The sequence below is a fragment of the Ancylobacter sp. G4_0304 genome, from assembly GCF_047501495.1.
Classification (GTDB): domain Bacteria; phylum Pseudomonadota; class Alphaproteobacteria; order Rhizobiales; family Xanthobacteraceae; genus Ancylobacter.
Map to the genome: position 1 here is coordinate 77321 of NZ_JAZDRM010000007.1, position 26497 is coordinate 103817.

A 26497-nucleotide genomic window follows, 5' to 3' on the forward strand; every position below is an offset into this window, starting at 1 on the left:
TATCGGCGATTTTGACTATCTGGTCCGATAAACGCAATGGCCTGAAGCGCGATCGGCACGGGCAACCCGTGCCAGCCACGGCGCGAGCCCGATTCAACCGATAAAGAAATGACCGAACCGTTCGGTTCTACTTGCTTGTATCCAATTCTCGGCTAAAATCGTTTGCGTACCTCCGGACGGAGCTCGAAGGACCCCGCAAGCCTTCGGTTCAGCATCGGCCGATGGTCGAGGGAGGAGGGTTATATCCGCCCCCCAATCCTCCTCCCTCATTATCCCCCGGCATCGCTCGCCCCGGGGAGCGCGACGGCGCGGCGATCCCGCCCGGGCGCCGAGACGCCGCTTGGCGGCAGGCGCGTTGAAGGGTATTGCTGCGTAGCCTGCATCTACGGCATATCCCGTCCGATCCTGGCCCATGCGAGCCATCGCCGCCTGCCCTGCAATGGGCCGCGGCGGCGAAGCTGGCGGGCGTGAGCGACGCGGCCGTGCCGAACCGGTAACGCCATGGCCAAAACCACGTCGCATACTCGCCGCTCGTTCCCGTTTTCCGCCGAAATAGCGGCCCTCGGCGTCGTGTTCGGCGATATTGGCACCAGTCCGCTCTACGCGTTCAAGCAGGGACTGCTCGCCGTCGGCGGCGACGGCGTGAACGACGCCGACGTGCTCGGGCTGCTTTCGCTCGTGACCTGGGCCATCATCCTCTCGGTCACCATCAAATACGTCATGCTGGTGCTGCGCGCGGACAATGACGGCGAAGGCGGCATCCTCGCGCTGGTGACCCTGCTCGACCTGCACCGCAGCGCCAGCGGCGCGCGGCTCTGGCTGCTGGTCGCCGGGCTGGTCGGCGCCGCCATGCTGATCGGCGACGGCGTGCTGACTCCCGCCATCTCCGTGCTTTCGGCCATCGAGGGGCTTGAGGTCGCCGCCCCCGCGCTCGACCACTGGATCGTGCCGGCGACGGTGCTGGTGATCATGGTGGTGTTCGTGTCCCAGCGCGCCGGCACCGACCGGATCGGGGCGTTCTACGGGCCGGTGATGCTGCTGTGGTTCTTCTCGCTCGGTGCGCTCGGCATCCACGGCATCGTGCAGGCGCCCGACGTGCTCGCCGCGCTCGATCCGCGCCATGGCCTGGCGCTGCTGGGCGATCATTACCTGCTGGCCGGCGCCATTCTCGGCGCGACCTTCCTCGCCATCACCGGCGGCGAGGCGCTCTATGCCGATCTCGGCCATTTCGGCCGCCCGACCATCACCCGCGCCTGGCTGGTGGTGGCGATGCCGGCGCTGCTGCTCAATTATTACGGACAGGGCGCCAATGTGCTGGTGCACCGCGAATCGGTGAAGAACCCGTTCTACGACCTGTCGCCCGACCTTCTCGAACTGCCGCTGATCATCCTCGCCACCGCCGCCACCGTCATCGCCTCGCAGGCGATCATCACCGGCGTGTTCTCGCTTGCCAAGCAGGCCATCGAGCTGGGCTACCTGCCGCCGATGCGCATCCGCTACACCAGCGAGCACAACGACCAGCACATCTATATTGGCCGGCTGAACTGGCTGCTGATGATCGCCTGCATCGGGGTCGTCATCTCCTTCGGCTCCTCGGACCGCCTCGCCTCCGCCTATGGCATCGCGGTGGCGATGGCGATGGTGTCGACGACCATCCTGTTCGTCTCCTTCGTGCGCCGGCGCTGGGGCTGGCCGCTGCCGGCGCTGGCGGGCCTCGCGCTCGGGCTGGCGGTGGTCGACCTGTCCTTTGTGGCGGCCAACCTGACCAAGCTGCACGACGGCGGCTGGCTGCCGGTGGCAATCGCCGCCTGCGTGCTGGTGGTGATGGTGAGCTGGCGGCGCGGGCTGGAAGGGCTGGGCATCCAGCAGCGCCGCTTCACCGAGCCGCTGGAGGATTTCGTGGCGCGCGGCAAGCCGGTTGGCTGCGCGGTGAGCCCGCGCACCGCGATCTTCCTCGCCCGCGGCGGCGCGGTGACCCCTGTGGCGCTGGGCCGGCTCTCCGACCTGCTGAACATCCAGTTCAACCGCGCGGTCATCGCCTCGGTGTGGATTGCCTCGCGACCACGCGTGGCGGTGGACGACCGGGTGCGCATCGTGGCGCTGGACGCGGTTCATGTGCGGGTCGACGTCCATTTCGGCTACATGCAGCAGATCGACGTGCCCTCGGTGCTCGGCCCGGCGCTCTATGCGCGCGGCATCGATCCCGACGAGGCGGTCTACGTCATCGGCCATGAGCGGGTGATGCCGCCCGATGAGGTGCGGGGCGTCCGCGACGTGCTGGCCCATGTCTTCGCCTTCCTCGCCCGCAATGCCGAGCGCTCGGTCGACCGTTTCGGCCTGCCGCGCCCACGCACCATCGAGATCGGCTACCCGGTGCGGCTGTGAAGCCGCGATCCGGGCGGCGCCGATCACGGATGCGCCGATCACGGATGCGCGATGTCACACCGGCGTCACGTCCCTGCCGCGATGTGGTCGGACAAGCCCCGGCCTCGGCGGTGCGCGTCGAGCGGCCGCGGCCTTCCCCTGCGGTAATGCGCCGCGCGTGGCGGCGTAAACGGTTCCGAAACGCGCCGAGGTCTGGTAGGCCATGCGCCCATGGCCCATCGTCCGGGGCGGACGATACAGGCCGGCCTTTCGGCGGGGGCGGCGTGATGAAAGTGACGAGTGCGGCATGAACAGGCTGAAGGCGTTTACCGGCTGGCTGCGCGACCGCGTGGGCTGGCACACGCTCGGCCTCGTCGCCAGCCTCATCATCATCGGCATCGCCGTGGTCGTGCTCTACGAGATGCTGAAGAACATCCGGCCGGCCGAGGTGTTCGACGCCCTGACCGGAACCGATCCGTGGCGGGTGGCGCTGGCCGCGCTGTTCGTGGCCTGTGCCTATTTCACGCTCACCTTCTATGACTGGTTCGCGTTGCGCACCATCGGCAAGCCGCATGTGCCCTACCGCACTGCCGCGCTCGCCTCCTTCACCTCCTATTCGATCGGCCACAATATCGGCTTCTCCGCCTTCACCGGCGGTACGGTGCGCTACCGCATCTATTCCGCGCACGGCCTCGGCGCGATCGACGTCGCCAAATTGTGCTTCATCACCGGCCTGACCTTCTGGCTCGGCAACATGGCGATCCTCGGCCTCGGCATCACGGTGGAGCCGTGGGCGGCGAGTGCGGTCGACCATCTGCCGCCCTGGGTGAACCGGCTGATCGGCATCGCGCTGCTAACGGCGCTCGGCGGCTATGTGGTGTGGGTCGGGCTGAAGCCGCGGCGCATTGGCATCGGCGAGGGGCACTGGACCGTCACCCTGCCCGGCTCGCGGCTCACCCTGGCGCAGATCGCCATCGGCATCGTCGATCTCAGCTTCTGCGCGGCGGCGATGTATGTGCTGATGCCGCAAACCCCGTTCATCGACCCGATCGCGCTCGGCGTGGTGTTCATCTCGGCGACGCTGCTGGGCTTCGCCAGCCACGCACCCGGCGGGCTCGGCGTATTCGATGCCGCCATGCTGGTGGCGCTGCCGCAATTCGAGAAGGAGCCGCTGCTCGGCGCGCTGCTGCTGCTGCGTCTGCTCTATTACGTCACGCCCTTCGCGATCGCGCTGATCATCATGGGCGTGCGTGAATTGCTGCTCAGCCGGAAGCGGCGGCGGCAGGCGCTGGCGGACACGCTGGACGAAGCACTCCACCAGGCCGCCGCGACCGACGGCGCCGCCGAGCCGACAAGTCTCGACGAACGTCCGGCCAGCCGCCGCGCCGCCGGCTGACGGCGCGCCACTTCCTCGCGAAGCGGGCGCGGCTACTCCATCAGGCTGGGGAACAGCTTCATCATGCCGCGCGGAATCCGCGTGACGCTGGTGCCCGGCGGCACCACGAAACGCGCCGGATCCTGCTCCACCCGTTCCAACTCGGTCACCTCGAAGCCGGCGCCGTTCCCGCCCGGCCCGCCGCGCATGCGCAGTGGAATGCCGTCATCGGTGAGGCAGACTTCGAGCGATTTCGACGATCCCGGCTCGCCGACACGCCAGACGCCGCAGGGCTCGGTAGCCACAATGTCGGCGCCAGCGAACCGCGCGTCGGGCGGCAGGTCAAGGTAGCGGAACTTCGGCGGCAGGTCGACCTCGACCGCCATCCCCTCCATGCCCGCGACGCCGGAAAGCAGCGTCATGCGGTGCGACGGCAGGTCGAGAAGGCCGGTCACCACCGATCCCGCCTGCTCCGCCGACACCTCGATACGCATCCGCCCCTGGCGATGGGCGATCATAATCTCCCCGCCGCCGGGCTGGGTGCGCCCGCGCATCGCGTAATCCGCGCTGGGGCGGGGCGGCTGCATCTGGCCGACCGCCGGCAGCGGCTCCAGCAGCACGAGGCCCGCGAACAGCGCCAGCCCGCGCCATTGGGCGCGCAGCGGGTGTTCCGGCCCCGCGGGGCGCCGCGGAACCAACGGACAGGTACGGCCGGAAGGCATGTCAATCATTACGCCACGCGAGGAAAACAGGACGGTCGAGGACGAAGGCCGCGCCGGACACGCCGGCCCCCCGGTCACCGCGCTCGTCATAGGGAAGCGAGCTCGGCAACCGGCGTGTGACGCCCAATCGCGTCCCCATCATGTCGCGCACCGCTTTCCGGCCGATTTTCCCGGCTTCTTCGTCATATGGAAGCCTCTCAGCAGGGGCTAAAGGTAAGGATCGCACGCAACGGTCGTCCCCTCGCGGTAGGCGCCCCGCACAGCGAATAAAGCCGTTCACGTCGCCGGACAACCATATCCAAGAACGCGACGTTGAGGAAAGAATAGCTGGAGGAAAGAGTAGGCCATGGCCCTGAGCGATTCGCGTCAATTCGCGGAAGATACGCTGCGCGAGCGCCTCTTCGGCGCGCGGTGGATCCTTTCGGGCGTCGCGCTGGGCCTCGGCATCTCGCTCTGGGGCGGCGCGCTCGGTCCCGCCCCGGCGCTGGCCATCGCGGCGCTGGCGCTTGCCGGCGTGGCGCTTCCCTCCCGCCGCCGGCCGGTGGCGGCGGCGCTGGCGCGGCTCGGCGGCGAGACGCTTGCCCCCGCCGCCCGCCCGCAGGGCGAGGAGAAGCTGCGCGCCCTGGTCCGCGCCCTTCCCGAGGCGGCGCTGCTTCTCGACCCGCGCGGCACGGTGCTGGTGGCCAATGCCCGCGCCTCGGGCATCGTGGCGAGCGTGCGGGCCGGCGATCCGGTCTCCTTCGCCGTGCGCGTGCCCGAGGTGCTGGAGGCGATCCGTGCCAGCGCGGCCGACGGCACGGCCCGCCGCATCGAATTCGCCGACCGCGTGCCGGTCGACCGCTGGCTGCGCGCCGACATCGTGCCCTTCACCACCACGGCGCGCGAGGGTCGCGATTCCGGCGCCATCCTCGTGACCTTCATCGACCTCACACCGCAGCGGCGCGTCGAGCAGATGCGCGTCGACTTCATCGCCAATGCCAGCCACGAACTGCGTACCCCGCTCGCCTCGCTCTCCGGCTTCATCGAGACGCTGCAGGGCCCGGCGAAGAACGACGCCCCCGCGCGCGAACGCTTCCTCAAGATCATGGGCGAGCAGGCCCGGCGCATGTCGCGCCTCATCGACGACCTGCTGTCGCTTTCGCGCATCGAGCTGAACGCTCACCAGCGCCCCGGCGCCGAAATCGACCTCGTGGCGGTGGTCGGCCATGTGCGCGACACGCTGGCCCCGCTCGGGCGCGAGCGCGGGGTGGAGATCGGCTTCGAGCACCCGCCGGCGCCGGTGACGGTGCGCGGCGACCGCGACGAGCTGATCCGGGTGTTCGAGAACCTGGTCGAGAATGCGCTGAAGTATGGCGGCGCGGGGCGGCGCGTGGAGATCGTCATCGCGCGCGAGGGCACCGATGCGGTGGTCTCGGTGCGCGACTACGGCCCCGGCATCCCGCCCGAACATGTGCCGCGCCTCACCGAGCGCTTCTACCGGGTCGACACCGCCCATTCGCGCGAGCAGGGCGGCACCGGGCTGGGGCTCGCCATCGTCAAGCACATCGTGGCGCGCCACCGGGGGCGCCTTGGCATCGAAAGCGTGCCGGGCGAAGGTTCGACTTTCTCGGTAAGACTGTCCGCGCTGCCGACGGCGACCGATAAAACGGAAGACGATTCAAAGGGTTGAACTGTCATTCACCCGTCATCTCCACGTCATAGAACCTTGGTGCCGGGCCGCTAAAAGTCCTGCGTTGTTCGCCGCCTCCGACCAGAGACGCATCCGGCATGGGCCGTGATGCCGCCGGACTCCCGAGCTAAGGAGAAGACCCTTGAAACTCACCCGCATTCTCGGCGCCGCCGCGCTGTCGTTCACCATGCTTTCGGGCGCCGCTTTCGCTGCCGACATCAATGGCGCGGGCGCCTCGTTCCCCGCCCCGGTCTATCAGGCGTGGGCCGCGGCCTATAAGGCCAAGACCGGCACCGGCCTCAACTACCAGTCGATCGGCTCGGGCGGCGGTCAGAACCAGATCGTGAACCGCACCGTCGATTTCGGCGCCTCCGACGCGCCGATGAAGGACGACAAGCTGGAAGCCGCCAACCTGCTGCAGTTCCCGACCGTGATCGGCTCGGTCGTCGCCATCGTCAACATCGACGGCGTCGAGACCCTGACCCTGGATGGCGCCACCATCGCCGACATCTATCAGGGCAAGATCACCAAGTGGAACGACCCGAAGATCGCCGCGCTCAACAAGGGCGTGACCCTGCCCGACACCATGATCGTGCCGGTCTATCGTTCGGACTCCTCGGGCACCTCCTTCGTGTTCACCTCCTACCTCGCTGATTCCAGCGCGGGCTGGAAGTCCGACGTCGGCGCCGCCACCTCCGTGCAGTGGCCGACCGGCGCGGGCGCCAAGGGCAATGAAGGCGTTGCCGGCACCGTGAAGAACACCAAGGGCGCCATCGGCTACGTCGAGTTCATCTACGCCGCCGCCAACAAGCTCGCCGCCGCCGACCTCGTGAACAAGGCCGGCAAGGTGGTGAAGCCGTCGGTTCCGGCCTTCATGGAAGCCGCCGCCGCCGCGGACTGGAAGAACGCGAAGAACTTCGCCGCCTCGATGATCAACACCGCCGGCGAAGGCGCCTGGCCGATCACCTCGGCGACCTACATCCTGCTGCCGAAGAACCCGACCAGCGCCGCCCAGTCGGCCGAAGTCATCAAGTTCTTCGACTGGGCCTATGGCGCGGAAGGCGACGCGGTCGCCGAGAAGCTGCACTACATCGCCCTGCCCGACTCGGTCGTCGCCGACATCAAGAAGGCCTGGGCGAGCGAAGTGAAGGCCGACGGCAAGCCTGTCTGGACCAACTGATCGTCCAATCGCAAACGGGGCGGCCGCCACACGCGGCCGCCCTTTTTTGGCCGCCCCTTCTCGTGCACACGCCGCAAGGCTAGTCTAGCTCGCCGTTCCGGCGATGCCGTGCCCGCCGCCCGTCATGGTAAGCCGCCGGCCGTTTGCGGGGCCCGGCGCCGAAGGATCACAGGACATGGATGCCACACTCAGCGGAGCGCAGGCCGTGAAGGGTCTTGCCGCCGCGAAGCCGACCGGCCGGATCAGCGATCCTCTCTTCGTGGGATTGCTCTGGGCGAGCGGAATCTTCGTTCTCCTGCTTCTCGGCCTCATCATCGCGATGCTGTTCGAGGGCGGCCTGCCGGCGCTGCGCGAATTCGGCATCTCCTTCCTGTGGTCGACGGCCTGGAACCCGGTCACCGAGCGCTTCGGCGCCGGCGTCATGGTGTTCGGCACGCTGTTCAGCGCCATCATCGCCGTCATCGTCGCGCTGCCGCTGTCCTTCGGCATCGCCTTCTTCCTCACCGAGATCGCGCCCGGCCCGTTCCGCCGCCCGATCGGTGTGGCGATCCAGCTTCTCGCCGCCATTCCCTCGATCATCTACGGCATGTGGGGCTTCTTCGTCGTGGTGCCGCTGATTGCGGCCTATGTGCAGCCGCCGCTGATCGAATGGCTCGGCCCGATCCCGCTGATCGGCGCGCTGTTCCAGGGCCCGCCGCTCGGCGCGGGCATGCTCACCGCCGGCCTGATCCTCGCGCTGATGATCCTGCCCTTCATCACCGCCATGTTCGTCGAGGTGCTGGAATCGGTGCCGCCGATGCTCAAGGAATCCGCCTATGGTGTCGGCGCCACCACCTATGAGGTCTACCGCAACGTCTCGGTGCCCTATGGCCGCACCGCCATGGTCGGCGCGGTGATGCTGGGCCTTGGCCGCGCGCTCGGCGAAACCATGGCCGTCACCTTCGTTATCGGCAACGCGACGCGCATGTCCGCCTCGCTGTTCGCGCCCGGCGCGACCATCGCCTCCACCATCGCCAACGAGTTCCCCGAAGCCTCGATCGGCTCGCTCAAGCTCCAGGCGCTGCTGCAGCTCGGCTTCATCCTGTTCGTCATTTCCTTCATCGTGCTTGCGCTCTCGCGCATGCTCGTGCGGTCCAAGCTCAAGGGCTGAGAGGCAGATCATGGCTTCCCTCGCGCGCCGCCGCGCCACCGACTACACGGTCAAGGCCATCTCGATCGGTTTCGCCGGTCTCTCGCTCGTCCTTCTGGCCTGGATCATCTGGACCCTGCTGTCACGCGGCCTGCCCGCGCTCGGCCCCCATGTCTTCACCCGCATCACCCTGCCGCCGGGCGCCGGCGGCGGCCTGCTCAACGCCATTGTCGGCTCGCTGATCCAGATCGCCATGGCGCTGGTGATCGGCACCCCGATCGGCCTGATGTGCGGCACTTTTCTCGCCGAGAACGGCCGCGGCACCCATATCGGCAATGTGGTGCGCTTCGTGAACGACGTGCTGCTGTCCGCCCCGTCGATCCTGATCGGCCTGTTCGTCTACCAGCTGCTGGTCGTGCCCTTCGGCGGCTTCTCCGGCTGGGCGGGCGTCGCGGCGCTGGCGATCCTGGTGATCCCCGTGGTGGTGCGCACCACCGAGGACATGCTCGCGCTGGTGCCGATCGGCCTGCGCGAGGCCGCCTTCGCGCTCGGCGCGCCGCAGTGGAAGGTGGTGACCATGATCACCTGGCGCGCGGCCCGCGCCGGCATCACCACCGGCGTTCTGCTGGCGCTGGCCCGTGCCGCCGGCGAGACCGCGCCCCTGCTGTTCACCTCGCTCGGCAATAATGGCTGGTCGGTGAGCCTCAACGCGCCGATGGCTAGCCTGCCGATCGCGATCTACCAATATGCCGCCAGCCCCTTCGAGGACTGGGTTGCCCTTGCCTGGGCCGGCGCGCTGCTGATCACCGCCGGGGTGCTCGCCCTCAACATTGTTTCCCGCCTCGTGCTGGCGAAGATGAAGTGAGACGGACCATGAACTTCGCTCCCGAAACGTCCATCGACGTCGCCTCCGCCGTCAACCGCGCCACCGCGCCGTCGGCCGAGCCCAAGCTCAAGGTCGAGAAGCTGAACTTCTATTACGGCGACAACCACGCCCTGAAGAACATCAACTTCGAGATTCCCGAGAAGCGCGTCACCGCGATGATCGGGCCCTCGGGCTGTGGCAAGTCCACGCTGCTGCGCATCTTCAACCGCATGTTCCAGCTGTATCCGGGCCAGCGCGCCGAAGGCACCATCCTGTTCGACGGCATCAACCTGCTCGGCAAGGAACTGGACTCCACCATCGTGCGCTCGCGCATCGGCATGGTGTTCCAGAAGCCGACCCCGTTCCCGATGTCGATCTACGACAACATCGCCTTCGGCGTCCGGCTGCATGAGAGCCTCTCCAAGGCGCAGATGGACGAGCGCGTGGAATGGTGCCTGCGCAAGGCCGCGATCTGGGAAGAGACCAAGGACCGCCTCCACACCTCCGCGCTCGGCATGTCGGGCGGCCAGCAGCAGCGCCTGTGCATCGCGCGCACCATCGCGGTGCGCCCGGAAGTGATCCTGCTCGACGAGCCGACCTCGGCGCTCGACCCGATCTCGACCTCGAAGATCGAGGACCTGATCGACGAGCTGAAGCAGGAATTCACCATCGTCATCGTGACGCACAACATGCAGCAGGCCGCGCGCTGCGCCGACATCACCTCGTTCTTCTATCTGGGCGAATTGATCGAGGTCGGCCCCTCGGCCGAGATCTTCACCAATCCCCGCGAAGCCCGCACCCGCGACTACATCACCGGCCGCTTCGGCTGAGCGAATGACGAGAGAGGTTCATGCCATGACCGAACATATCGTTTCGTCATTCGACACCGATCTGAAGGAAATCGGGCGCCGCGTCGTGGAAATGGGCGGCCAGGCCGAGCGGCTGGTGGCCGATTCCGTGGCGGCTCTGGTCAAGCGCGACACCGAGCTCGCCCAGAAGGTCATCGTGCTCGACGGCCCGATCGACCTCCTGCAGCGCGAGATCGAGGAAAAGGCGATCCTCACCATCGCCCGCCGCCAGCCGCTGGCCGGCGACCTGCGCGAGATCGTGGCCGCCATGCGCATCGCCAACGATCTGGAGCGCATCGGCGACCTCGCCAAGAACACCGCCAAGCGCGTGCTCGCGCTCACCGGCGAGTTCCACCCGCAGAAGCTGGTGCGCGGGGTCGAGCACATGTCGGGCATCGTGTTCGAGCAGCTCAAGACCGTGCTGGACGCCTATGCCAGCCGCGACGACGCCAAGGCGGTCGAGGTGTGGCAGCGCGACGGCGAGGTCGACGTGCTCTACACCTCGCTGTTCCGCGAACTCCTCACCTACATGATGGAAGACCCGCGCAACATCTCGCTGTGCACCCACCTGCTGTTCTGCGCCAAGAACATCGAGCGCATCGGCGACCACGCGACCAACATCGCCGAGACGGTGCATTACCTCGCGACCGGCACGCTGCTCACCGAGGAGCGGCCCAAGCAGGACACGTCCAGCCTTACTTCCGTGGCGTTCCCGTCCTGATCGTCAGGCGCGGCGTGCGGCGAGGATAGACCATGCCGACCAACATTCTGATCGTGGAGGATGAGGAGCCCCTCACCCTCCTTCTGCGCTACAACCTCGAATCCGAAGGCTACGCCGTCGAGAGCGTGGCGCGCGGCGACGAGGCCGAGACCCGGCTGCGCGAGAGCGTGCCGGACCTCGTGATCCTCGACTGGATGCTGCCGGGCCTGTCGGGCATCGAGCTGTGCCGGCGCCTGCGCGCCCGGCCGGAGACCGAGCGCATGCCGGTGCTGATGCTCACCGCCCGCGGCGAGGAGACCGAGCGCGTGCGCGGACTCGCGACCGGCGCCGACGATTATGTCGTGAAGCCGTTCTCGGTGCCGGAGCTGGTGGCGCGGGTGCGCGCCCTGCTGCGCCGCGCCAAGCCGGACCACATCTCGACCCTGCTGCGTGCCGGCGACATCGAGCTCGACCGCGAGACCAAGCGGGTCCACCGCTCCGGCCGCGAGCTGCATCTGGGGCCGACCGAGTTCCGGCTGCTGGAGTTCCTGATGCAGTCGCCCGGCCGGGTCTATTCCCGCGAGCAGCTTCTCGACGGCGTGTGGGGCCAGGACGTCTATATCGACGAGCGCACCGTGGACGTGCATGTCGGCCGCCTGCGCAAGGCGCTGAACCGCCCGCGCCAGCCCGACCCGATCCGCACCGTGCGCGGCTCCGGCTACTCGTTCAACGAAATGTTCGCCCGCGCCCATTAAGGGCGCAGGCGCCGCAACGAAATGTTCGCCCGCCCCATTGAGGGCGCAGGCGCCGCAACGAAATGTTCGCCCGCCCCATTGAGGGCTGGCGCTTCGACAAGACGATCGCCCGCGCGCCGCAAACGCGCGGGCGTTGTCGTCAGGCGGACAGTGCCGTCAGGTCCGTGTGATCGAGAGCCCGCCATCGACCAGATGCGCGGTGCCCGAAACGAAGGACGCATCGTCCGAGGCGAGATACAGCACCGAGCGCGCCAGTTCCTCCGGGGCTGCCACGCGCTTCAGCGCGTGCAGCCCGGTGATGAAGGACTGCGCTTCGGCCGTGCCGTTGGCTTCCTTGTACATCTCGGTCTCCACCGCGCCGGGCAGCACGGCATTGACCCTGATGCCCTGCGGCCCGAACTCGGCGGCCAGCGCCTGGGTGAGCCCGATCAGGCCGGATTTCGAGGCGGCATAGGCGGCAAGGCCCGGAAAGGCGGTTGTGTAGCCGACGAAGGTCGAGGTGAAGATCACCGACCCGCCGCCGGTCTTCAGCATCTGCGCGATCTGGTGCTTGGCGCCGAGGAACGAGCCGGTGAGGTTGATCGCCAGCGTATCGGCCCAGCCCTCCTCGGAAATGCCCGTGCTCGGACCCTTTTCGCCGAGCGTGCCAGCATTGTTGAAGGCGATGTCGAGCCGGCCATAGCGCTCGGCCGCCAGCGCCACCAGCGCCTGCGCATAGTCTTCCGAGCGCACGTCGCCGGCGAGCGCGACTGCCTCGCCGCCGGCGGCCACGATCTCGGCGACCGCCGCGTCGAGTTCCGGCTGGCGGCGGGCGCCGAGCACCACCTTCGCGCCTTCCTTTGCAAACAGCACCGCGGTCGCGCGGCCGATGCCGGAGCTGGCGCCGGTCACCAGCGCGACCTTGTTGATAAGACGGGACATTGACTTCTCCTGCAATGAACGATCCGCCGCCGGGGCTTCCGGGGGCCTGTGTCACGCAGGAGTATGGCAAGGCCACCGCGTTCGGATTAGCCTGAGGAGAATGGAAATCATGTCCGGAAAATCCGAACGATGAAAATCGACGGCATCGCCGCTTTCGTCGCCATCGCCGAGGCCGGCTCGATCAGCGAGGCCGCGCGCCGGCTGCGCCTGTCGAAATCGGTGGTCAGCGACCGGCTGGCCCAGCTCGAACGCCAGCTCGGCGCCAGGCTGGTACATCGGTCCACCCGCAGCCTGTCGCTGACCGAAGACGGGACGACCTTTCTAGAGATGGCCGCGCAGTCGCTGCGCGGGCTCGACGCGGCGGCCGCCGCCCTGGCCGAGCGGCGCGGCACGCTGGCCGGCCCGTTGCGCATCTCCGCGCCGGTGACGCTCACCGCCCTGCATGTCGGCCCCGCGCTCTATCCCTTCCTGCGCCGCCATCCGCAGATCGAGCTGAGCATCGAGCTCGACGACCGCGTGGTCGACGCGCAGGCTGAGGGCTTCGACGGCGTGATCCGCCACGGGCCGATGCGCGACAGCCCGCTCACCGCCTGGCGCCTCGCCCGCAGCCGCCGCGTTCTGGTGGCCTCGCCCGATTATCTCGAACGGGAGGGAACCCCGGGCGACCTTGCCGGGCTCGAACACCATCGCGGGATTTTCTACACCCATCGCGGCCTCGCCGACTGGCGGTTCGCGACCGAGGCCGGCTTCGTGCAGGTCCGCGCCAGGATCGGGCTTCAGGTCAACAACGGCATGGTGATGCGCGACGCGGCAATCGCCGGCCTTGGCGTCACCATGCTGCCGCTGTTCATCGCCGGGCCTGAAATCCGGGCCGGCACGCTGCGGGCCATCGACATCGGCGCCGAGCCCGAGGCGGAGTTCATTTATGTCGCGCACCCGGAGGGCCGCAATCCGACCGCCAAGCTGCGCGCGCTGGCCGACTGCCTGCGCGAGGCGTTCGGCGATCCGCCTTACTGGGAAGCCGGGCTGTAGCCGTGCCCGCCAGCCTCACGCCCCGCGATTGTGCCCCTTCTTGGGCCAGTTGTGCGACAGCGTGAAATCGGCGATGCGCGGCGCGATCTCGGAACGGAAGCGCGAGCCGTTGAACACGCCGTAATGGCCTACCGTCGGCTGAAGATAATGCACACGCATGTCCTCCGGCAGGCTGGAGCACAGGGTCTGCGCCGCGCGGGTCTGGCCGACGCCGGAGATATCGTCGTTCTCGCCCTCGATGGTCAGCAGCGCCACGTTGCGGATCTTCGAAGGGTCGACCTTCTCGCCGCGATGCGTCATCTCGCCCTTGGGCAAAGCGTGGTCGATGAACACGGTCTGCAGCGTCTGCAAATAATATTCAGCCGGCAAATCCATGACCGAGAGATATTCGTCGTAGAACTCCCGGTGCTTAGCGGCGGAATCGCCGTCGCCCTTCACCAGATGGCCGAACATGTCGGCATGGGCGCGCAAATGGCGCTCCAGGTTCATCGAGACGAAGCCGTGAAGCTGGAGGAAGCCGGGATAGACCTGCCGCATGAAGCCGGGGTACGGAAACGGCACGGTGGTGATGACATTGCGCCGGAACCAGTCGATTCCGCGCTCCTGCGCGAAATCGTTCACCGCGGTCGGGTTCTCGCGGGTGTCGATCGGCCCGCCCATCAGGATCATCGAGGCCGGAACCTGCGGGTCGCCCTCCGCCTCCATCCGCGCGACCGCGGCCAGCACCGGCACCGCCGGCTGGCACACGCCCACCACATGCATGCCGCCGTCCATGTGGCGGAACATCTCGATCAGGTAGTCGATATAGTCGTCGAGATCGAACCGCCCGGCGCTCATCGGCACTTCGCGGGCATCCACCCAGTCGGTGATATAGAGATCGTGCGTCTCCAGCAGCGTCTGCACCGTGCCGCGCAGCAGCGTGGCGTAATGGCCCGAGAGCGGCGCCACGATCAGCATGCGCGGCTGCGGCCGGCGCGGGGGGCGGGCGAAGTCGCGCCGGAAATGCAGCAGCCGGCAGAACGGGCGCTCCCATACGGTCTCGACCGTCACCGGCACACGCACCGCGCCGATCGTCACCTCGTCGATGCCCCATTCCGGCTTGCCATAGCGCCGCGTGCTTCGCTCCAGCATCTCGAACGCCGCCGACATCGAGCGGCCGACCCCGGTGTGGGACAGCGGATTGACCGGGTTGCGGTAATAGAGCCGGCCGGCATCGGCCATCAGCCGCACCGGTTCCAGCGCCGCCTGCCCCATCTCGAACATCCAGTAGAGCGGCCGGGTGAAGGCCGACGCGAACTGGACCTGTGCATCCGGCGTGCGGACCGCGTCCTCCGCCTCGTAGACATCTCCGAAAACACCGATCGCCATGCATGCCTCCGTGGGGAAATCCCGACCGCCGGCCGACGCGCCTGAGCGGCTCCGGCCGCCTTCCGGGGCCGCGAGCCCCCTCGCGCCGACGGCCGCACCTTACATTGTGCGCTGCAACATAAATAGCGGCTTTCTTCGCCAGTTCAATGACCGCCCCGATGACCGCACCCGCAGCCGGCGGCAACGCGCCGCCGCGCCGCCGGTTCCGCCCGCCGCGCATGCGATCGGCGAGACCCTTCGCGCCCCCGCCCTTCGGCGCTATAGAAGAAGCGCGACGGCAGGACATTCATGACGCTCTCTCTCGACCGCCCCATCGGGGAACGCTTTTTCGGCCTCCGGCTGGACACGCTGATCCGCCTGCGCTGGCTCGCCATTGGCGGGCAGACGCTGGCCATCGTGGTGGTTCAGGGTGTTCTCGGCTTCACCCTGCCACTCGGCGCCTGCCTCGCCGTGGTCGCGCTCTCGGCCTGGCTTAACCTCGCCTTGCGGCTGCGCAATCCCGGCGCGCGGCGCTTGTCGGATGTCGAGGCGGCGTGGCTGCTGGCCTATGACATTCTCCAGCTCTCCGCCCTGCTGTTCCTCACCGGCGGCCTCGCCAATCCGTTCGCGGTACTGTTTCTCGCCCCGGTGCTGATCTCGGCCACCGCGCTCTCGCCGCGCACCACCATCCTGCTCGGCATGCTGGCGAGCCTGTGCGCGGCGCTGGTCGGGCTCTGGCAGATGCCGCTGCCCTGGTCGCACAGCGAGGCGCTGGGCGTCGGCCCGGTGCTGCCGCCGGTCTATCTCGCGGCGATCTGGTGCGCGCAGGCCATCGCCATCGGCTTCATCGGCGTGCACACCTGGCGCGTGGCGGAGGAAACGCGCGAGCTTTCGGAGGCGCTCGCCGCCACCGAGCTGGTGCTGGCGCGCGAGCAGCATCTCTCGGCGCTGGACGGGCTGGCCGCCGCCGCCGCCCATGAACTCGGCACCCCGCTCGCCACCATCACCGTGGTCGCCAAGGAACTGGCGCGCGCCCTCCCGCCGGACAGCCCGATCGCCGACGACATCAAGCTGCTGGGCGAACAGTCCGAGCGTTGCCGGGCGATCCTGCGCACCCTGACCTCGCTCGGCGCGGGCGATGCGCCGTTCGACCGCATGCCGATCTCGCATCTTCTGGAAGACGTGGTCGCCCCGCACCGCAATTTCGGGATCCTCATCAACGTCGCCCTGCCCTCCGGCGCGACCGACGTGCCGGTGCTCGCCCGCAATCCCGGCCTGCTCTACGGGCTCGGCAACATCGTCGAGAACGCGGTGGACTTCGCGGAAAGCCGCGTCGACATCGTCGCGAGCTGGAGCGGGGACGCGATCACCATCATCGTCACCGATGACGGGCCGGGCTTCCCGCCGGAGCTGATCGACAGCATCGGCGCGCCCTATGTCACCAGCCGCGGCCGGCAGCGCTGGCGCCGCGAGCCCGACGAGGACGAGGAGCCCAATGGCGAGGGCCTGCGCGAGGGGCTCGGCCTCGGCGTGTTCATCGCCAAGACCCTGCTGGAGCGCACCGGCGCCGCGCTGAGCTTCGTCAACCGCACGTCGCCCGCCCATGGCGCCGAGGTGGTGGTGCGCTGGCCGCGTCGCCTGATCGACATTTCCGGCGAGGCCGAGCGCGAGGCTCTGGCAAATCTGCCGGGCGAGGGACTATAAGACCAAAGCAGATGCGACAATTTTGCACTGTCGGGATCGACAGTGTAGTCTGCGCCGCAACAGAAAAGAGAGGGGTCGTGCCGTACCTGATCACGGCTCCAGGGAACACGCCATGCTCGATGCCACCGCCGAAACGCTCGACCGGACACTGCTGATCGTCGATGACGACAAGCCGTTCCTGCAGCGCCTCGCCCGCGCCATGGAAATGCGCGGCTTCACGGTGGTCACCGCCGAGACCGTGGCGGACGGCCTCGCGCGCGTCGAAGGCGGCGCGCCGGCCTATGCCGTGGTCGACATGCGGCTCGGCGACGGCAACGGGCTGGACGTCATCTCCGCGCTCAAGCGCCGCCGTCCCGAGGCGCGCGGCATCATCCTCACCGGCTATGGCAACATCGCCACCGCCGTGAACGCGGTGAAGATGGGCGCGGTGGATTATCTCGCCAAGCCGGCCGACGCCGACGACATCTGCGCCGCGCTGAACGCGCAGGGCGATTTCAAGCCGCAGTTGCCCGAGAACCCGATGTCGGCCGACCGTGTGCGCTGGGAGCACATCCAGCGCGTCTACGAACTGTGCGGGCGCAATGTCTCTGAGACCGCGCGACGGCTTTCCATGCATCGCCGCACCCTCCAGCGCATCCTCGCCAAAAGGGCGCCGCGCTGAGAAGCGCAGTGCCGCGCGCCAAGGGCCCAATCACCGGGTGTGCTTTGAAAAGCCGGCGAACAAGAATGTCGTCACCGAAATGTCCGGCGAATGGTTCGACCTGAACGGCAATACAAGCCGACTGCTCGCTCTCCTTGACCTGCAGAAGATCGCGGCCATTCAGAACCAGCCGTTCGAGCCGATGAAACTGTCCGAAGTCCCGATCCATACGCATTATTTCGATGCACGCATGGGCATGGTGCACTTCCGCCGGCAGCCCTCACACCCGCAGCCCGTGCTCCCGCGCCAGTTCCTTCAGCGCCTTCTCCGGGCGGGCGCCGATGTGGCTGATGATCTCGCTTGCGCACAGCGCGCCGAGCTTCAGCGACTCTTCGGGCGAAAAGCCCTTGGCGAAACCGTGGAGATAGCCGGCGGCGAACAGGTCGCCCGCGCCGGTGGTGTCCACCACCTTGGCCACCGGGAAGGCCGGCACTGAAACCGTCTCCTCGCCCGCCACCGAGAGCGCGCCCTTTTCCGAGCGCGTCACCACGGCGCGCGCCACGTCCTTGCGGATCGCGGCGAGCGCGGCGTCGAAGTCCACCTCGTAAAGCGCGGTCAGCTCGGTCTCATTGGCGAACACCAGATCGACCACGCCCGAGCGCATCAGATCGAGGAATTCCGCGCGGTAGCGCCCGACGCAGAACGCGTCCGAGAGCGTCAGCGCCACGGTGCGGCCATTGGCGTGGGCGATGCCAGACGCCTTGAGGAACGCTTCCTTGGCCGCCGGCGGGTCCCACAGATAGCCTTCGAGATAGGTCACGCCCGCGAGCGCGACCGCCGTCTCGTCGACATCCGCCGGGGACAGGTCCTGCGCGGCGCCGAGAAACGTGTTCATGGTGCGCTCGCCATCCGGCGTCACCAGAATGAGGCAGCGCGCCGTGGTCGGGCCGGAGGTCGCCGCCGGCGTGTCATAGGCGACGCCCGCCGCGCGGATATCGTGGGCGAAGATGCCGCCCAGCTCGTCGTCGCGCACCTTGCCGATGAAGCCGGCCGCCCCGCCCAGCGCGGCGATGCCAACCATGGTGTTGGCCGCCGAGCCGCCGGAAATCTCCACGCCCGGCCCCATCGCGCCATAGACCGTCCCGGCCCGCGCCTCGTCGATCAGCGTCATGCCGCCCTTCTGCATGCCGTGGGTGGCGAGGAACGCGTCGTCCGCGCGGGAGATCACATCCACGATGGCATTGCCGAAGCCGATCACGTCGAGCGGTTGCGCGGTCAAGGGTCTGGCCTTTCACGAGGGAAGAGAGATGGCGACCGCGGTAGCAGAGCGAGCCGTGGCCCGCAACGCTTTCCCGCCGGGCGCAACTTGCTCCATCGCGGCGGCCGCCGCGCGCGACGTTCCAACCGGGCGCTTTCCCGCCCGGTCGTGCGCCGCTATTGCTGGAGCCTTCGCTCCGTCCCGCCTCGGGTACTCATGGCCCTGTTCCGGCATGCCTCCACCGTCGCCGCCCTCACGCTGACCTCGCGCGTGCTCGGCTTCGCGCGCGATGCGGCGATCGCGAGCCTGTTCGGCACCGGCGTGGTGGCGGATGCGGCGGTGGCCGGGCTCGCTCTGCCCCAGCTCGCGCGGCGGCTGCTCGGCGAGGGAGCGCTGAACGGCGCCATCGCCCCGCGGCTCGGCGAAGGCGAGGCGGCGGCGCAGCGGGCCTCGGGCGCATTGGCGCTGTTCGCTCTGGTGGCGAGCGCGCTGGCGCTCATCGCCTATGTCTTCATGCCGTGGGTGGTCGCGCTGATGGCGCCCGGCTTCCCCGGTGACGGGCCGCGCGAGCTCGGCGCGGTGCTCGCCGGGCGGCTCGCGGTGATCTGCCTGCCGCTGGCCGCCATCGCCGGCGTGCTGGCGGCGCTCGCCAATGCGGCGGGGCGCGTCACCCGCCCCGCCATGGCGCCAGCCCTCGGCAATGTCGCGGTGATCGCGGTGATCGTGCTGCTGTATCTGAGCGGCGCGGTCGAGACCGGCAGCGAGGTGGCCAATCTCGCCTGGCTCGCCGGTGCCACGGTGGCGGGCGCGGTGATGCAGCTTCTCGTCATGCTCTCCGCGCGTCCCGAGGGGGCGCTCGCCGCAGGGCTGTCACCCGCGGCGCTGCGGGCGGCGATGCCGATGTTGTTCGCCGCCGGCCCGACCCTGTTCGCGGCCGCCCTGCCGCAGCTGCGCTTCCTGCTCGCGGCGGCAGCGGCCTCCACGCTCTCCGGCGGCGTCGCCGCGCTGTTCTTCGCCAACCGGCTGGTGGAATTGCCGCTCGGGCTGGTCGGCGCCAGCGCCGGGGCGGTGCTGCTGCCCGCGCTCGCCGCCGGCGGCAGGGATGGCACCGAGCTGCGCGCGCGCAGTGTCGAGGCCGCGCTGGCGCTGGCGCTGCCGGCCGCGCTGGGCCTTGCCGTGCTGGCCCATCCCATAGTCGCCGTGCTGTTCCAGCGCGGCGCGTTCGATCCGGCCGCCACCGAGCTGACCGCCCGCGCGGTCGCCCTGCTGGCGCTGACCATCCCGATCCAGGCGCTGGAAAAGGTGCTGGCGGCGATCGCCTTCGCGCGCGGCTTCGGCCGGCTCGTCATCCGGGCGAATCTGGTCGCCCTGCCGCTCGGCGCGCTGGCCGGATTTTCCGGCGCCGGCACGCTCGGCATTGCCGGCCCCGCTTTGGGCGTGGTGGCCGCAAGCCTCATCGGCACGGCGGGGCTGGCGCTGGCGCTGGCACGCCGCGGCCTGCTGACGCTCGACCGGACGGGACGGCGCCGCGTGCTGGCGCTCATCGCCTCCGCTGGCGCCATGGCGCTCGCGCTCATGCTGGCCGCGCATTGGCTGGAGGGGCCGCTGGTGGCAGGCGGATGGCACGCGGTTCCCGCGCTCGCGGGTCTCGTCGGGCTCGGCGTCGCGATCTATGGCGCGCTGGCCGCCGCGCTCGGCGCCGTGCGGCTTCCCGCGCTGCGGTCGGCGCTGCGCAAGTGAGGCGAAGGTGAGGCGCGGGCCAGGCCGGGGCTCCCCGCGCACGAAAGCCTTGCGAGCGCCCGGATCGCGTGCCATGAGGCCCGCAAATGACACGGCTCTAGCGGGACCGGCGGGACGCCGCCGGTCGTCGAGGACGTAACGATATGGCTTTCCAGCAGCGTGTGTTTTCCGGCGTTCAGCCGAGCGGCAACCTCCACCTCGGCAATTATCTCGGCGCCATCAAGCGCTTCGTCGAGATGCAGGCGGATTATGACTGCCTGTACTGCGTGGTCGACATGCACGCCATCACCGTCTGGCAGGACCCGGCGGAGCTGAAGCGCTGCATCCGCGAGGTCACCGCCGCCTTCCTCGCCGCCGGCATCGATCCGAAAAAGCACATCGTGTTCAACCAGAGCCAGGTCGCCGGCCATGCCGAGCTCGCCTGGGTGTTCAACTGCGTCGCGCGCCTGGGCTGGCTGAACCGCATGACCCAGTTCAAGGAGAAGGCCGGCAAGGACCGCGAGAACGCTTCGGTGGGACTCTACGCCTATCCGAACCTGATGGCCGCCGACATCCTGCTCTACCGCGCCACCCATGTGCCGGTGGGCGAGGACCAGAAGCAGCATCTGGAGCTGACCCGCGACATCGCGCAGAAGTTCAACAACGACTTCGGCCCCTCCATTGCCGAGCTGGGCCTCGGCGAGGCGTTCTTCCCCTCGCCCGAGCCGCTGATCGGCGGGCCGGCGGCACGAGTGATGAGCCTGCGCGACGGCTCCAAGAAGATGTCGAAGTCCGATCCCTCGGATAATTCGCGCATTAACCTGACCGACGACGCCGACGCCATCGCCTCCAAGGTGCGCAAGGCCAAGACCGACCCCGAGCCGCTGCCCTCGGATGTGGAGGGGCTGAAGCCGCGCCCGGAGGCCGAGAACCTCGTCGGCATCTATGCCGCGCTCGCCGACACCACCAAGGCCCAGGTGCTGGCCGATTTCGGCGGCGGCCAGTTCTCGACCTTCAAGTCGGCGCTGGTCGATCTCGCGGTCGCCCGGCTCGGCCCAATCGGCGCGGAGATGAAGCGTCTGGTCGCCGATCCGGCCTATGTCGACGGCGTGCTGCGCGACGGCGCCTCCCGCGCACGGGTGCTGGCCGAGGAGACCATGGGCCACGTCAAGGACATCGTCGGCTTCGTGCGCTGAGAGCGGGGCGCGATCGGCGATTCCGCTCCGCCTGTGATATGACCACCGGCAAGCGCCGGCTCCGCAGAGGGACGACGCCTCACAGGAATCCGCCATGCCGCGCAGGCGCCAAAGTCACGAGCCCGGCCACCGCCGCAAGTTTCTGGTGGTGATCGACGACACGCCGGAATGCGACCGCGCGGTGTATTACGCCGCCCGCCGCGCCGCGCGCACCCATGGCGGCGTGGTCATGCTCTCCGTTCTGGAACTCGCCGACGTGCAGAGCCAGTGGCTCGGCGTCGCCGACCTGATGCGTGCGGAAGCCACCGACAAGGCGCAGGCCCAGCTCGATCATTTCGCCGCCCGCGCCCGCCTGCTCTCCGGACTGGAGCCCGAACAGGTGATCGTCGAGGGCAAGGTCGCCGAGGAAATCCTGAAAGTGATCGAGGCCGACGAGGACATCGCCATCCTCGCGCTCGCTGCCGGCGCCGGCAGCGAGGGGCCCGGCCCGCTGGTCGGCATGCTCGCCGCCGGAATGGGCGCGGGAAGCTGGGCGCATCTGCCGATCCCGATCACCATCGTGCCGGGCGCGCTCGAAGACGCCGAGCTCGACGCGCTGGCCTGAGCCGGCCTTCACAGCCCCGCACCCGGCCGCTGGAGCCGGCGCAGGCCGACAAGAGGACGTCACTTGGACGCGCGCCACGATCCCGCCCCTCCATCGGCAGCCAGCCGCCCCCGCCACGGCGGCGAACTGGACGCGGCGCGCGCCCGCTTCCCGCAGGCGCCCGAGCCGTGGATCGACCTGTCCACCGGCATCAATCCGCGCCCCTACCCCTTCGAGGCCAGTACGCTGGGCGAAGAGCTGTGGACCCGGTTGCCGGAGCGCGCGGCGCTGGAGCGGCTGGAGGCCGTGGCCGCGCGCGCCTATGGCGTTCCCGCCCATGGCCGCGTGGTGGCGGCGAGCGGCACCCAGCCGCTGATCGCGGCGCTGCCGGCGCTGTTTCCCGCGCGTCGCGTCGCCATTCTCGGCTTCGGCTATCAGGAACACCCGGCCCGCTGGCACGCCGCCGGCGCGCAGGTGCGGATCGTCGAGGAAATGGAGGCGCTGTGCGCGCAGGACATCGACCTCGGGGTCGTGGTCAACCCCAACAATCCCGACGGACGGCTGGTGGAGCCGGGCGATCTCGACAGCGTCGCGGCCCGCCTTGCGGCGCGCGGCGGCGCGCTGGTGGTGGACGAGGCGTTCATGGATGTGGTCGCCCCCTCGCGCAGCCTCATCCCCGCCCTGCCCCCGCGTACGATCATCCTGCGCTCCTTCGGCAAAGCCTATGGCCTCGCCGGCCTGCGGCTGAGCTTCGCGGTAAGCGAGCCGGAAACTGCCGGACGCCTGCGCGCCGCGCTCGGCCCTTGGCCGGTCTCCGGGCCCGCGCTCGCCATCGGAACGCAGGCGCTCGCCGATGCCGGCTGGCTCGCGCGCGCCCGCGCGCAACTCGACCACGATGCCGCCCGGCTGGACGGAGTTCTGCGCGCCGCCGGGTTCGAGCCGGTGGGCGGGACCAGCCTGTTCCGCCTTGCCGCCACGCCGGACGCCGCGCGCTGGTTCGAGCGCCTCGGCCGCGCCGGCATTCTGGTGCGGTCCTTCCACGAGCGGCCGCATTGGCTGCGTTTCGGCCTGCCGGGCAATGACGCGGCCTGGCGGCGGCTGGAAGCGGCACTCGCCGCGTGACCGGCGGCATCGCGCCCACTTCCCCTTCGGCGGGCGAGAGCTTATCTAGATTCCAAATCCCCACGTCGCCGGGGCCTTGACCCCCGGTAGGCAGGAGCCAGACCCATGTTCATCCAGACCGAACCCACGCCGAACCCCGCCACGCTGAAGTTCCTGCCCGGCCGCTCCGTGCTGGGCGAAGGCACGTTCGAGGCACGCGACGCCGCCGAGGCCGGGCGCTCGCCGCTCGCCAGCCGCCTGTTCGAGATTCCCGGCGTCTCCGGGGTGTTCTTCGGCTCGGATTTCGTCACCGTGACCAAGCAGGACGCGGAATGGCCCCATCTCAAGCCGGCAATCCTCGGCGTGATCATGGAGCATTTCGTCTCCGGCCAGCCGGTTCTGCCCGAGACCCATGAGCACGTCGAGGACGATGCGTTCTTCGAGGCCAAGGACGAGGGGCTGGTCGACACCATCCGCGAGCTGATCGACACCCGCGTGCGCCCGGCCGTGGCCAATGACGGCGGCGACATCACCTTCCGCGGCTACAAGGACGGCGTGGTGTTCCTCGCCATGAAGGGCTCCTGCGCGGGCTGCCCGTCCTCAACCGCGACGCTGAAGAACGGCATCGAAAACCTGCTGCGCCATTTCGTGCCGGATGTGGTCGAGGTGCGCGCGGTCTGATCCGCGTCCCCGCGCGCCGGCCGCCACTTTCCTTCGCCCGCCGGCCGTGCGCATGGTGAGGCGAGACGTGACGGAAGGCCCATGCTGATTCTCGCCATCGATACCGCGCTGGAAGCGTGCTCCGCCGCGCTCCACGACATCGCCGAAGACCGCACCCTCGCCAGCGAGAGCCTGGCGATGGAGCGCGGCCATGCCGAGGCGTTGATCCCGCTGGTGCAGCGGCTGATGGACGAAGCCGGCGCGGAGTTCCGCGACATCGGCATGTTCGCGGTCACGGTCGGGCCCGGCAGCTTCACCGGCCTGCGCGTCGGCCTCTCCGCCGCCCGCAGCTTCGGCCTCGCCACCGGCCGGCCGGTGATCGGCATCTCCACGCTGGCGACGCTGGCCGCGCCGCTCTTCGCCACCGACGACAGCATCCCGGTCGCGGCGGCGATCGATGCCCGGCACGGCAATGTCTATCTCCAGATGATCGGCCCGGGCGGGCGGCTGCTGGTCGGCCCTCGCGCCATGGCGCTGCGCGATGCCGCCCGTGCGGTCGCCAACGTCCCGGTGCGCCTCGTCGGCTCCGGGGCGGCGCTGCTGGCCGAACACTGGCCCTCGGGCGAGCGCCCGCCATTGCTGGTTTCGCCCGAGGCGGTGCCCGATCCGGTGTGGCTGGCACGCCTCGCTTCGGTCGCCGATCCCGCGCGCTCCGAGCCGCGCCCGCTCTATCTGCGCGACGCCGACGCCAAGCCGCAGACCGCGGCGCGGATCGCCCGGCGATGATCGGCAGGTCCCGATGATGAGCCGGGCGCTGGCGTGGCTGGGCGGCAGGCTCGGCTTCCCGCGCCGCGCCTTCCACCTGCGCGCGGCCTCGCCCGCCGATGCCGACAGCTTCGCCCGGCTCCACGCCGAGGGCTTCCACATCGCCTGGGACGGCGCCGAGTTCGAGCGCCTGCTGGCCGATCCGCTGAGCCGCGCCTGGCTGGTCACGGCGGGGCCGGGCGGCCCGGCGGCCGGCTTCGTGCTGTTCAAGGGCGTGCGGCCGGAGACCGAGATCCTCTCGGTGGCGGTCGCCCGCGCCCGTCGGCGCGAGGGCATAGGCCGCCTTCTTCTGGAGCGCAGCTTCGCGCTGCTGGCGGCGGAGGGGTTCCGCACCGTGTTCCTGGAGGTCGAGGACGGCAATGCCGCGGCCCTGCGGCTATACGAGCATCTCGGCTTTCGTGAAATCGCCCGGCGCCGGGGCTATTATCGCACCGCTTCGGGCGCGAGCGCGACCGCGATCGTGATGCGGCGGGATATCGCCTGAGGGCAAGCCCGCGACGCGTGCCGTCGAGGGTTGCCCTTCCGGGGCGCCCTGTTCCATAAGGCGCCGGAGACGGGAGACCCGCCGGATATGAACGACGAGAAGCCGACCGCCATCGAGGATGCCTGCGTTACGCTCGGCCTGCGCATGACCGACCAGCGCCGCGTCATCGCCCGCGTGATCGCCGATGCCCAGGACCATCCCGACGTCGAGGAACTGCACCGGCGCGCGGCGGCGGTGGACGACCGCATCTCCATCTCCACGGTCTACCGCACGGTGAAGCTGTTCGAGGATGCCGGCATCATCGAACGCCACGATTTCCGCGACGGCCGTTCGCGTTACGAGCCGGTGCCGGACGAGCACCATGACCATCTGATCGACATCCGCTCCGGCCATGTCGTCGAGTTCCGCTCCGAGGAGATCGAGCATCTTCAGGAAGAGATCGCCCGCAAGCTCGGCTACAAGCTGATCGGCCATCGGCTGGAGCTCTACGGCGTGCCGCTCGACGCCAAGAAGAAGGGCTGAGCCCTTGCGCACCGGCCTTCGCGCCTGGCTGGTGCTGGTGCCGGTGGTGGCGCTCACGCTGGTCGGCATCCCCTTGCAGGCGGCCGCGCTGGCGCTGAACCTGAGTGCGCAGCGCCGCATTCCCCTGCTGTTCCACCGCGCCGTTCTGGCGCTGATCGGGATCAGGGTGCGCGTTACCGGCGCGCCGGCCACCGCCCGTCCGCTGCTTCTGGTCGCCAATCATGTCTCCTGGCTCGATATCTGCGTGCTCGGCGCGCAGTTTCCGCTCGCCTTCGTCGCCAAGAGCGAGGTCGGAAGCTGGCCGGGCATCGGGCTGCTGGCGAAGCTCCAGCGCACCGTCTTCGTCGACCGCGCGGCCCGCACTGCAACCGGGCGCGCCGCGCACGAGATCGCGGGGCGGTTGGGCGGCGGCGATCCGGTGGTGCTGTTCGCCGAAGGCACGTCCAGCGACGGCAACCGCGTGCTGCCGTTCCGCTCGGCCCTGCTGGGGGCGGCGAGCCGGGGCGAGGGGAACGCGGCGATCCAGCCGCTCGCCATCGCCTATGTCGCGCAGGGCGGGGTGTCGCTCGGGCGCACGCGCCGCCCGCTGGTCGCCTGGTATGGCGACATGGACCTCGCTCCGCACCTGATGGAAGTGCTGCGACGCGGCACGCTCGATGTCGAGCTGCGCTTCGGCGAGCTGGTCGAGGCCGGCAACCGCAAGGCGGCGGCGGGCGAGGCGGAGCGCGCGGTGCGGGCGCTTCTGGCCCGCGCGCTGAACCCGCGCGGTGAATGAGGCCGTTAACCTCCGCTTTACTTCGCTCCTCCGCATTCCCTTTTGGCGGGAATCCGGCTACACAGGAGGGAGGTGTCACCTATCGGAGACGTGGACGATCTCAAGCTGGGAACGAGCGGCGAA

25 protein-coding genes are annotated in these 26497 nt (G+C 69.3%); 21 read left to right on the plus strand and 4 right to left on the minus strand.

What is annotated here, in order from left to right; genetic code table 11:
• The first annotated feature begins 501 nt into the window (after positions 1 to 501).
• Positions 502 to 2385 (plus strand): potassium transporter Kup, encoded by a 1884-nt coding sequence (locus tag VRZ77_RS05955; protein ID WP_414591745.1) that lies wholly within the window; start codon positions 502 to 504, stop codon positions 2383 to 2385.
• 286 nt (positions 2386 to 2671) lie between these two features.
• The gene (locus VRZ77_RS05960) at positions 2672 to 3760 is read left to right on the plus strand and encodes a UPF0104 family protein (RefSeq protein ID WP_414591746.1); all 1089 of its coding nucleotides are present in this window, start codon (positions 2672 to 2674) and stop codon (positions 3758 to 3760) included.
• Between the two features lie 32 nt (positions 3761 to 3792).
• On the opposite strand, the gene VRZ77_RS05965 is transcribed toward VRZ77_RS05960, so the two are convergent.
• A complete protein-coding gene (locus tag VRZ77_RS05965) occupies positions 3793 to 4461 on the minus strand; it encodes a hypothetical protein (RefSeq protein ID WP_414591747.1) in 669 nt (222 codons plus the stop codon).
• A gap of 346 nt (positions 4462 to 4807) precedes the next feature.
• On the opposite strand from VRZ77_RS05965, the gene VRZ77_RS05970 reads away from it, so the two are divergent.
• From VRZ77_RS05970 to phoB, 7 genes are all read left to right on the plus strand, one after another.
• Positions 4808 to 6130: an ATP-binding protein gene (locus tag VRZ77_RS05970; protein WP_414591748.1), complete on the plus strand. Its 1323-nt coding sequence runs from the start codon at positions 4808 to 4810 to the stop codon at positions 6128 to 6130.
• Between the two features lie 142 nt (positions 6131 to 6272).
• Positions 6273 to 7310 (plus strand): phosphate ABC transporter substrate-binding protein PstS, encoded by a 1038-nt coding sequence (pstS, locus tag VRZ77_RS05975; protein WP_414591749.1) that lies wholly within the window; start codon positions 6273 to 6275, stop codon positions 7308 to 7310.
• A 175-nt stretch (positions 7311 to 7485) separates the two neighbouring features.
• The gene (pstC, locus tag VRZ77_RS05980) at positions 7486 to 8460 is read left to right on the plus strand and encodes a phosphate ABC transporter permease subunit PstC (protein WP_414591750.1); all 975 of its coding nucleotides are present in this window, start codon (positions 7486 to 7488) and stop codon (positions 8458 to 8460) included.
• 10 nt (positions 8461 to 8470) lie between these two features.
• Positions 8471 to 9304 carry a phosphate ABC transporter permease PstA gene (gene pstA, locus VRZ77_RS05985; RefSeq protein ID WP_414591751.1) on the plus strand — a complete coding sequence of 278 codons (834 nt, stop codon included), beginning with the start codon at positions 8471 to 8473 and terminating at the stop codon, positions 9302 to 9304.
• Between the two features lie 8 nt (positions 9305 to 9312).
• Entirely contained in the window at positions 9313 to 10134 is an 822-nt protein-coding gene (pstB, locus tag VRZ77_RS05990; RefSeq protein ID WP_414591752.1) for a phosphate ABC transporter ATP-binding protein PstB, read from the plus strand.
• Between the two features lie 25 nt (positions 10135 to 10159).
• Positions 10160 to 10873 (plus strand): phosphate signaling complex protein PhoU, encoded by a 714-nt coding sequence (phoU, locus tag VRZ77_RS05995; RefSeq protein ID WP_414591753.1) that lies wholly within the window; start codon positions 10160 to 10162, stop codon positions 10871 to 10873.
• A 32-nt stretch (positions 10874 to 10905) separates the two neighbouring features.
• Positions 10906 to 11607, plus strand: a complete 702-nt coding sequence (gene phoB, locus VRZ77_RS06000; RefSeq protein ID WP_241619552.1) for a phosphate regulon transcriptional regulator PhoB — start codon at positions 10906 to 10908, stop codon at positions 11605 to 11607.
• Positions 11608 to 11763: 156 nt separating this feature from the next.
• Here the strand turns inward: phoB and VRZ77_RS06005 are convergent, their stop codons facing one another.
• On the minus strand, positions 11764 to 12528 hold the full coding sequence (locus VRZ77_RS06005) for an SDR family oxidoreductase (RefSeq protein WP_414591754.1): 765 nt from the start codon (positions 12526 to 12528) through the stop codon (positions 11764 to 11766).
• A 129-nt stretch (positions 12529 to 12657) separates the two neighbouring features.
• Here VRZ77_RS06005 and VRZ77_RS06010 point away from each other — a divergent pair, with 129 nt between their 5' ends.
• Positions 12658 to 13560: a LysR family transcriptional regulator gene (locus tag VRZ77_RS06010; RefSeq protein WP_414591755.1), complete on the plus strand. Its 903-nt coding sequence runs from the start codon at positions 12658 to 12660 to the stop codon at positions 13558 to 13560.
• Positions 13561 to 13575: 15 nt separating this feature from the next.
• On the opposite strand, the gene VRZ77_RS06015 is transcribed toward VRZ77_RS06010, so the two are convergent.
• Positions 13576 to 14928, minus strand: a complete 1353-nt coding sequence (locus VRZ77_RS06015) for a polyhydroxyalkanoate depolymerase (protein WP_414591756.1) — start codon at positions 14926 to 14928, stop codon at positions 13576 to 13578.
• Between the two features lie 288 nt (positions 14929 to 15216).
• Here VRZ77_RS06015 and VRZ77_RS06020 point away from each other — a divergent pair, with 288 nt between their 5' ends.
• Both VRZ77_RS06020 and VRZ77_RS06025 read left to right on the plus strand, forming a co-directional pair.
• Entirely contained in the window at positions 15217 to 16611 is a 1395-nt protein-coding gene (locus VRZ77_RS06020) for an ActS/PrrB/RegB family redox-sensitive histidine kinase (RefSeq protein ID WP_414591757.1), read from the plus strand.
• Between the two features lie 112 nt (positions 16612 to 16723).
• A complete protein-coding gene (locus tag VRZ77_RS06025) occupies positions 16724 to 17272 on the plus strand; it encodes an ActR/PrrA/RegA family redox response regulator transcription factor (RefSeq protein WP_241619556.1) in 549 nt (182 codons plus the stop codon).
• Between the two features lie 259 nt (positions 17273 to 17531).
• On the opposite strand, the gene VRZ77_RS06030 is transcribed toward VRZ77_RS06025, so the two are convergent.
• Entirely contained in the window at positions 17532 to 18530 is a 999-nt protein-coding gene (locus tag VRZ77_RS06030; protein ID WP_414591758.1) for an adenosine kinase, read from the minus strand.
• A 195-nt stretch (positions 18531 to 18725) separates the two neighbouring features.
• Between VRZ77_RS06030 and murJ the strand changes: the two genes are divergently transcribed.
• From murJ to VRZ77_RS06075, 9 genes are all read left to right on the plus strand, one after another.
• Positions 18726 to 20249, plus strand: a complete 1524-nt coding sequence (murJ, locus tag VRZ77_RS06035) for a murein biosynthesis integral membrane protein MurJ (RefSeq protein ID WP_414591759.1) — start codon at positions 18726 to 18728, stop codon at positions 20247 to 20249.
• 143 nt (positions 20250 to 20392) lie between these two features.
• The gene (gene trpS / locus VRZ77_RS06040; RefSeq protein WP_414591760.1) at positions 20393 to 21424 is read left to right on the plus strand and encodes a tryptophan--tRNA ligase; all 1032 of its coding nucleotides are present in this window, start codon (positions 20393 to 20395) and stop codon (positions 21422 to 21424) included.
• Positions 21425 to 21518: 94 nt separating this feature from the next.
• Entirely contained in the window at positions 21519 to 22028 is a 510-nt protein-coding gene (locus VRZ77_RS06045; RefSeq protein ID WP_414591761.1) for a universal stress protein, read from the plus strand.
• A 63-nt stretch (positions 22029 to 22091) separates the two neighbouring features.
• Positions 22092 to 23129, plus strand: a complete 1038-nt coding sequence (gene cobD / locus VRZ77_RS06050; RefSeq protein ID WP_414591762.1) for a threonine-phosphate decarboxylase CobD — start codon at positions 22092 to 22094, stop codon at positions 23127 to 23129.
• A gap of 105 nt (positions 23130 to 23234) precedes the next feature.
• The gene (locus VRZ77_RS06055) at positions 23235 to 23789 is read left to right on the plus strand and encodes a NifU family protein (RefSeq protein ID WP_414591763.1); all 555 of its coding nucleotides are present in this window, start codon (positions 23235 to 23237) and stop codon (positions 23787 to 23789) included.
• Positions 23790 to 23870: 81 nt separating this feature from the next.
• Positions 23871 to 24554, plus strand: coding sequence for a tRNA (adenosine(37)-N6)-threonylcarbamoyltransferase complex dimerization subunit type 1 TsaB (gene tsaB, locus VRZ77_RS06060; protein WP_414591764.1), 684 nt, complete (start codon positions 23871 to 23873; stop codon positions 24552 to 24554).
• A gap of 16 nt (positions 24555 to 24570) precedes the next feature.
• Positions 24571 to 25077, plus strand: coding sequence for a GNAT family N-acetyltransferase (locus tag VRZ77_RS06065; RefSeq protein ID WP_414591765.1), 507 nt, complete (start codon positions 24571 to 24573; stop codon positions 25075 to 25077).
• 87 nt (positions 25078 to 25164) lie between these two features.
• A complete protein-coding gene (locus VRZ77_RS06070) occupies positions 25165 to 25599 on the plus strand; it encodes a Fur family transcriptional regulator (protein ID WP_241619567.1) in 435 nt (144 codons plus the stop codon).
• 4 nt (positions 25600 to 25603) lie between these two features.
• Positions 25604 to 26374, plus strand: coding sequence for a lysophospholipid acyltransferase family protein (locus VRZ77_RS06075; RefSeq protein ID WP_414591766.1), 771 nt, complete (start codon positions 25604 to 25606; stop codon positions 26372 to 26374).
• The last annotated feature ends 123 nt before the right edge of the window (positions 26375 to 26497 follow it).

Bases quoted from the DNA above. Each gene is read 5' to 3' on its own strand.
- pstB (WP_414591752.1), top strand. From the start codon at position 9,313: ATGAACTTCGCTCCCGAAACGTCCATCGACGTCGCCTCCGCCGTCAAC.
- phoU (WP_414591753.1), top strand. From the start codon at position 10,160: ATGACCGAACATATCGTTTCGTCATTCGACACCGATCTGAAGGAAATC.
- VRZ77_RS06010 (WP_414591755.1), top strand. From the start codon at position 12,658: ATGAAAATCGACGGCATCGCCGCTTTCGTCGCCATCGCCGAGGCCGGC.
- VRZ77_RS06065 (WP_414591765.1), top strand. From the start codon at position 24,571: ATGAGCCGGGCGCTGGCGTGGCTGGGCGGCAGGCTCGGCTTCCCGCGC.
- trpS (WP_414591760.1), top strand. From the start codon at position 20,393: ATGGCTTTCCAGCAGCGTGTGTTTTCCGGCGTTCAGCCGAGCGGCAAC.
- VRZ77_RS05965 (WP_414591747.1), bottom strand. From the start codon at position 4,461: ATGCCTTCCGGCCGTACCTGTCCGTTGGTTCCGCGGCGCCCCGCGGGG.
- pstC (WP_414591750.1), top strand. From the start codon at position 7,486: ATGGATGCCACACTCAGCGGAGCGCAGGCCGTGAAGGGTCTTGCCGCC.
- tsaB (WP_414591764.1), top strand. From the start codon at position 23,871: ATGCTGATTCTCGCCATCGATACCGCGCTGGAAGCGTGCTCCGCCGCG.
- VRZ77_RS06025 (WP_241619556.1), top strand. From the start codon at position 16,724: ATGCTCGATGCCACCGCCGAAACGCTCGACCGGACACTGCTGATCGTC.
- VRZ77_RS06070 (WP_241619567.1), top strand. From the start codon at position 25,165: ATGAACGACGAGAAGCCGACCGCCATCGAGGATGCCTGCGTTACGCTC.
- murJ (WP_414591759.1), top strand. From the start codon at position 18,726: ATGGCCCTGTTCCGGCATGCCTCCACCGTCGCCGCCCTCACGCTGACC.
- VRZ77_RS06055 (WP_414591763.1), top strand. From the start codon at position 23,235: ATGTTCATCCAGACCGAACCCACGCCGAACCCCGCCACGCTGAAGTTC.
- pstA (WP_414591751.1), top strand. From the start codon at position 8,471: ATGGCTTCCCTCGCGCGCCGCCGCGCCACCGACTACACGGTCAAGGCC.
- VRZ77_RS05955 (WP_414591745.1), top strand. From the start codon at position 502: ATGGCCAAAACCACGTCGCATACTCGCCGCTCGTTCCCGTTTTCCGCC.
- VRZ77_RS06005 (WP_414591754.1), bottom strand. From the start codon at position 12,528: ATGTCCCGTCTTATCAACAAGGTCGCGCTGGTGACCGGCGCCAGCTCC.
- phoB (WP_241619552.1), top strand. From the start codon at position 10,906: ATGCCGACCAACATTCTGATCGTGGAGGATGAGGAGCCCCTCACCCTC.
- VRZ77_RS06020 (WP_414591757.1), top strand. From the start codon at position 15,217: ATGACGCTCTCTCTCGACCGCCCCATCGGGGAACGCTTTTTCGGCCTC.
- VRZ77_RS05970 (WP_414591748.1), top strand. From the start codon at position 4,808: ATGGCCCTGAGCGATTCGCGTCAATTCGCGGAAGATACGCTGCGCGAG.
- VRZ77_RS06045 (WP_414591761.1), top strand. From the start codon at position 21,519: ATGCCGCGCAGGCGCCAAAGTCACGAGCCCGGCCACCGCCGCAAGTTT.
- VRZ77_RS06015 (WP_414591756.1), bottom strand. From the start codon at position 14,928: ATGGCGATCGGTGTTTTCGGAGATGTCTACGAGGCGGAGGACGCGGTC.
- VRZ77_RS05960 (WP_414591746.1), top strand. From the start codon at position 2,672: ATGAACAGGCTGAAGGCGTTTACCGGCTGGCTGCGCGACCGCGTGGGC.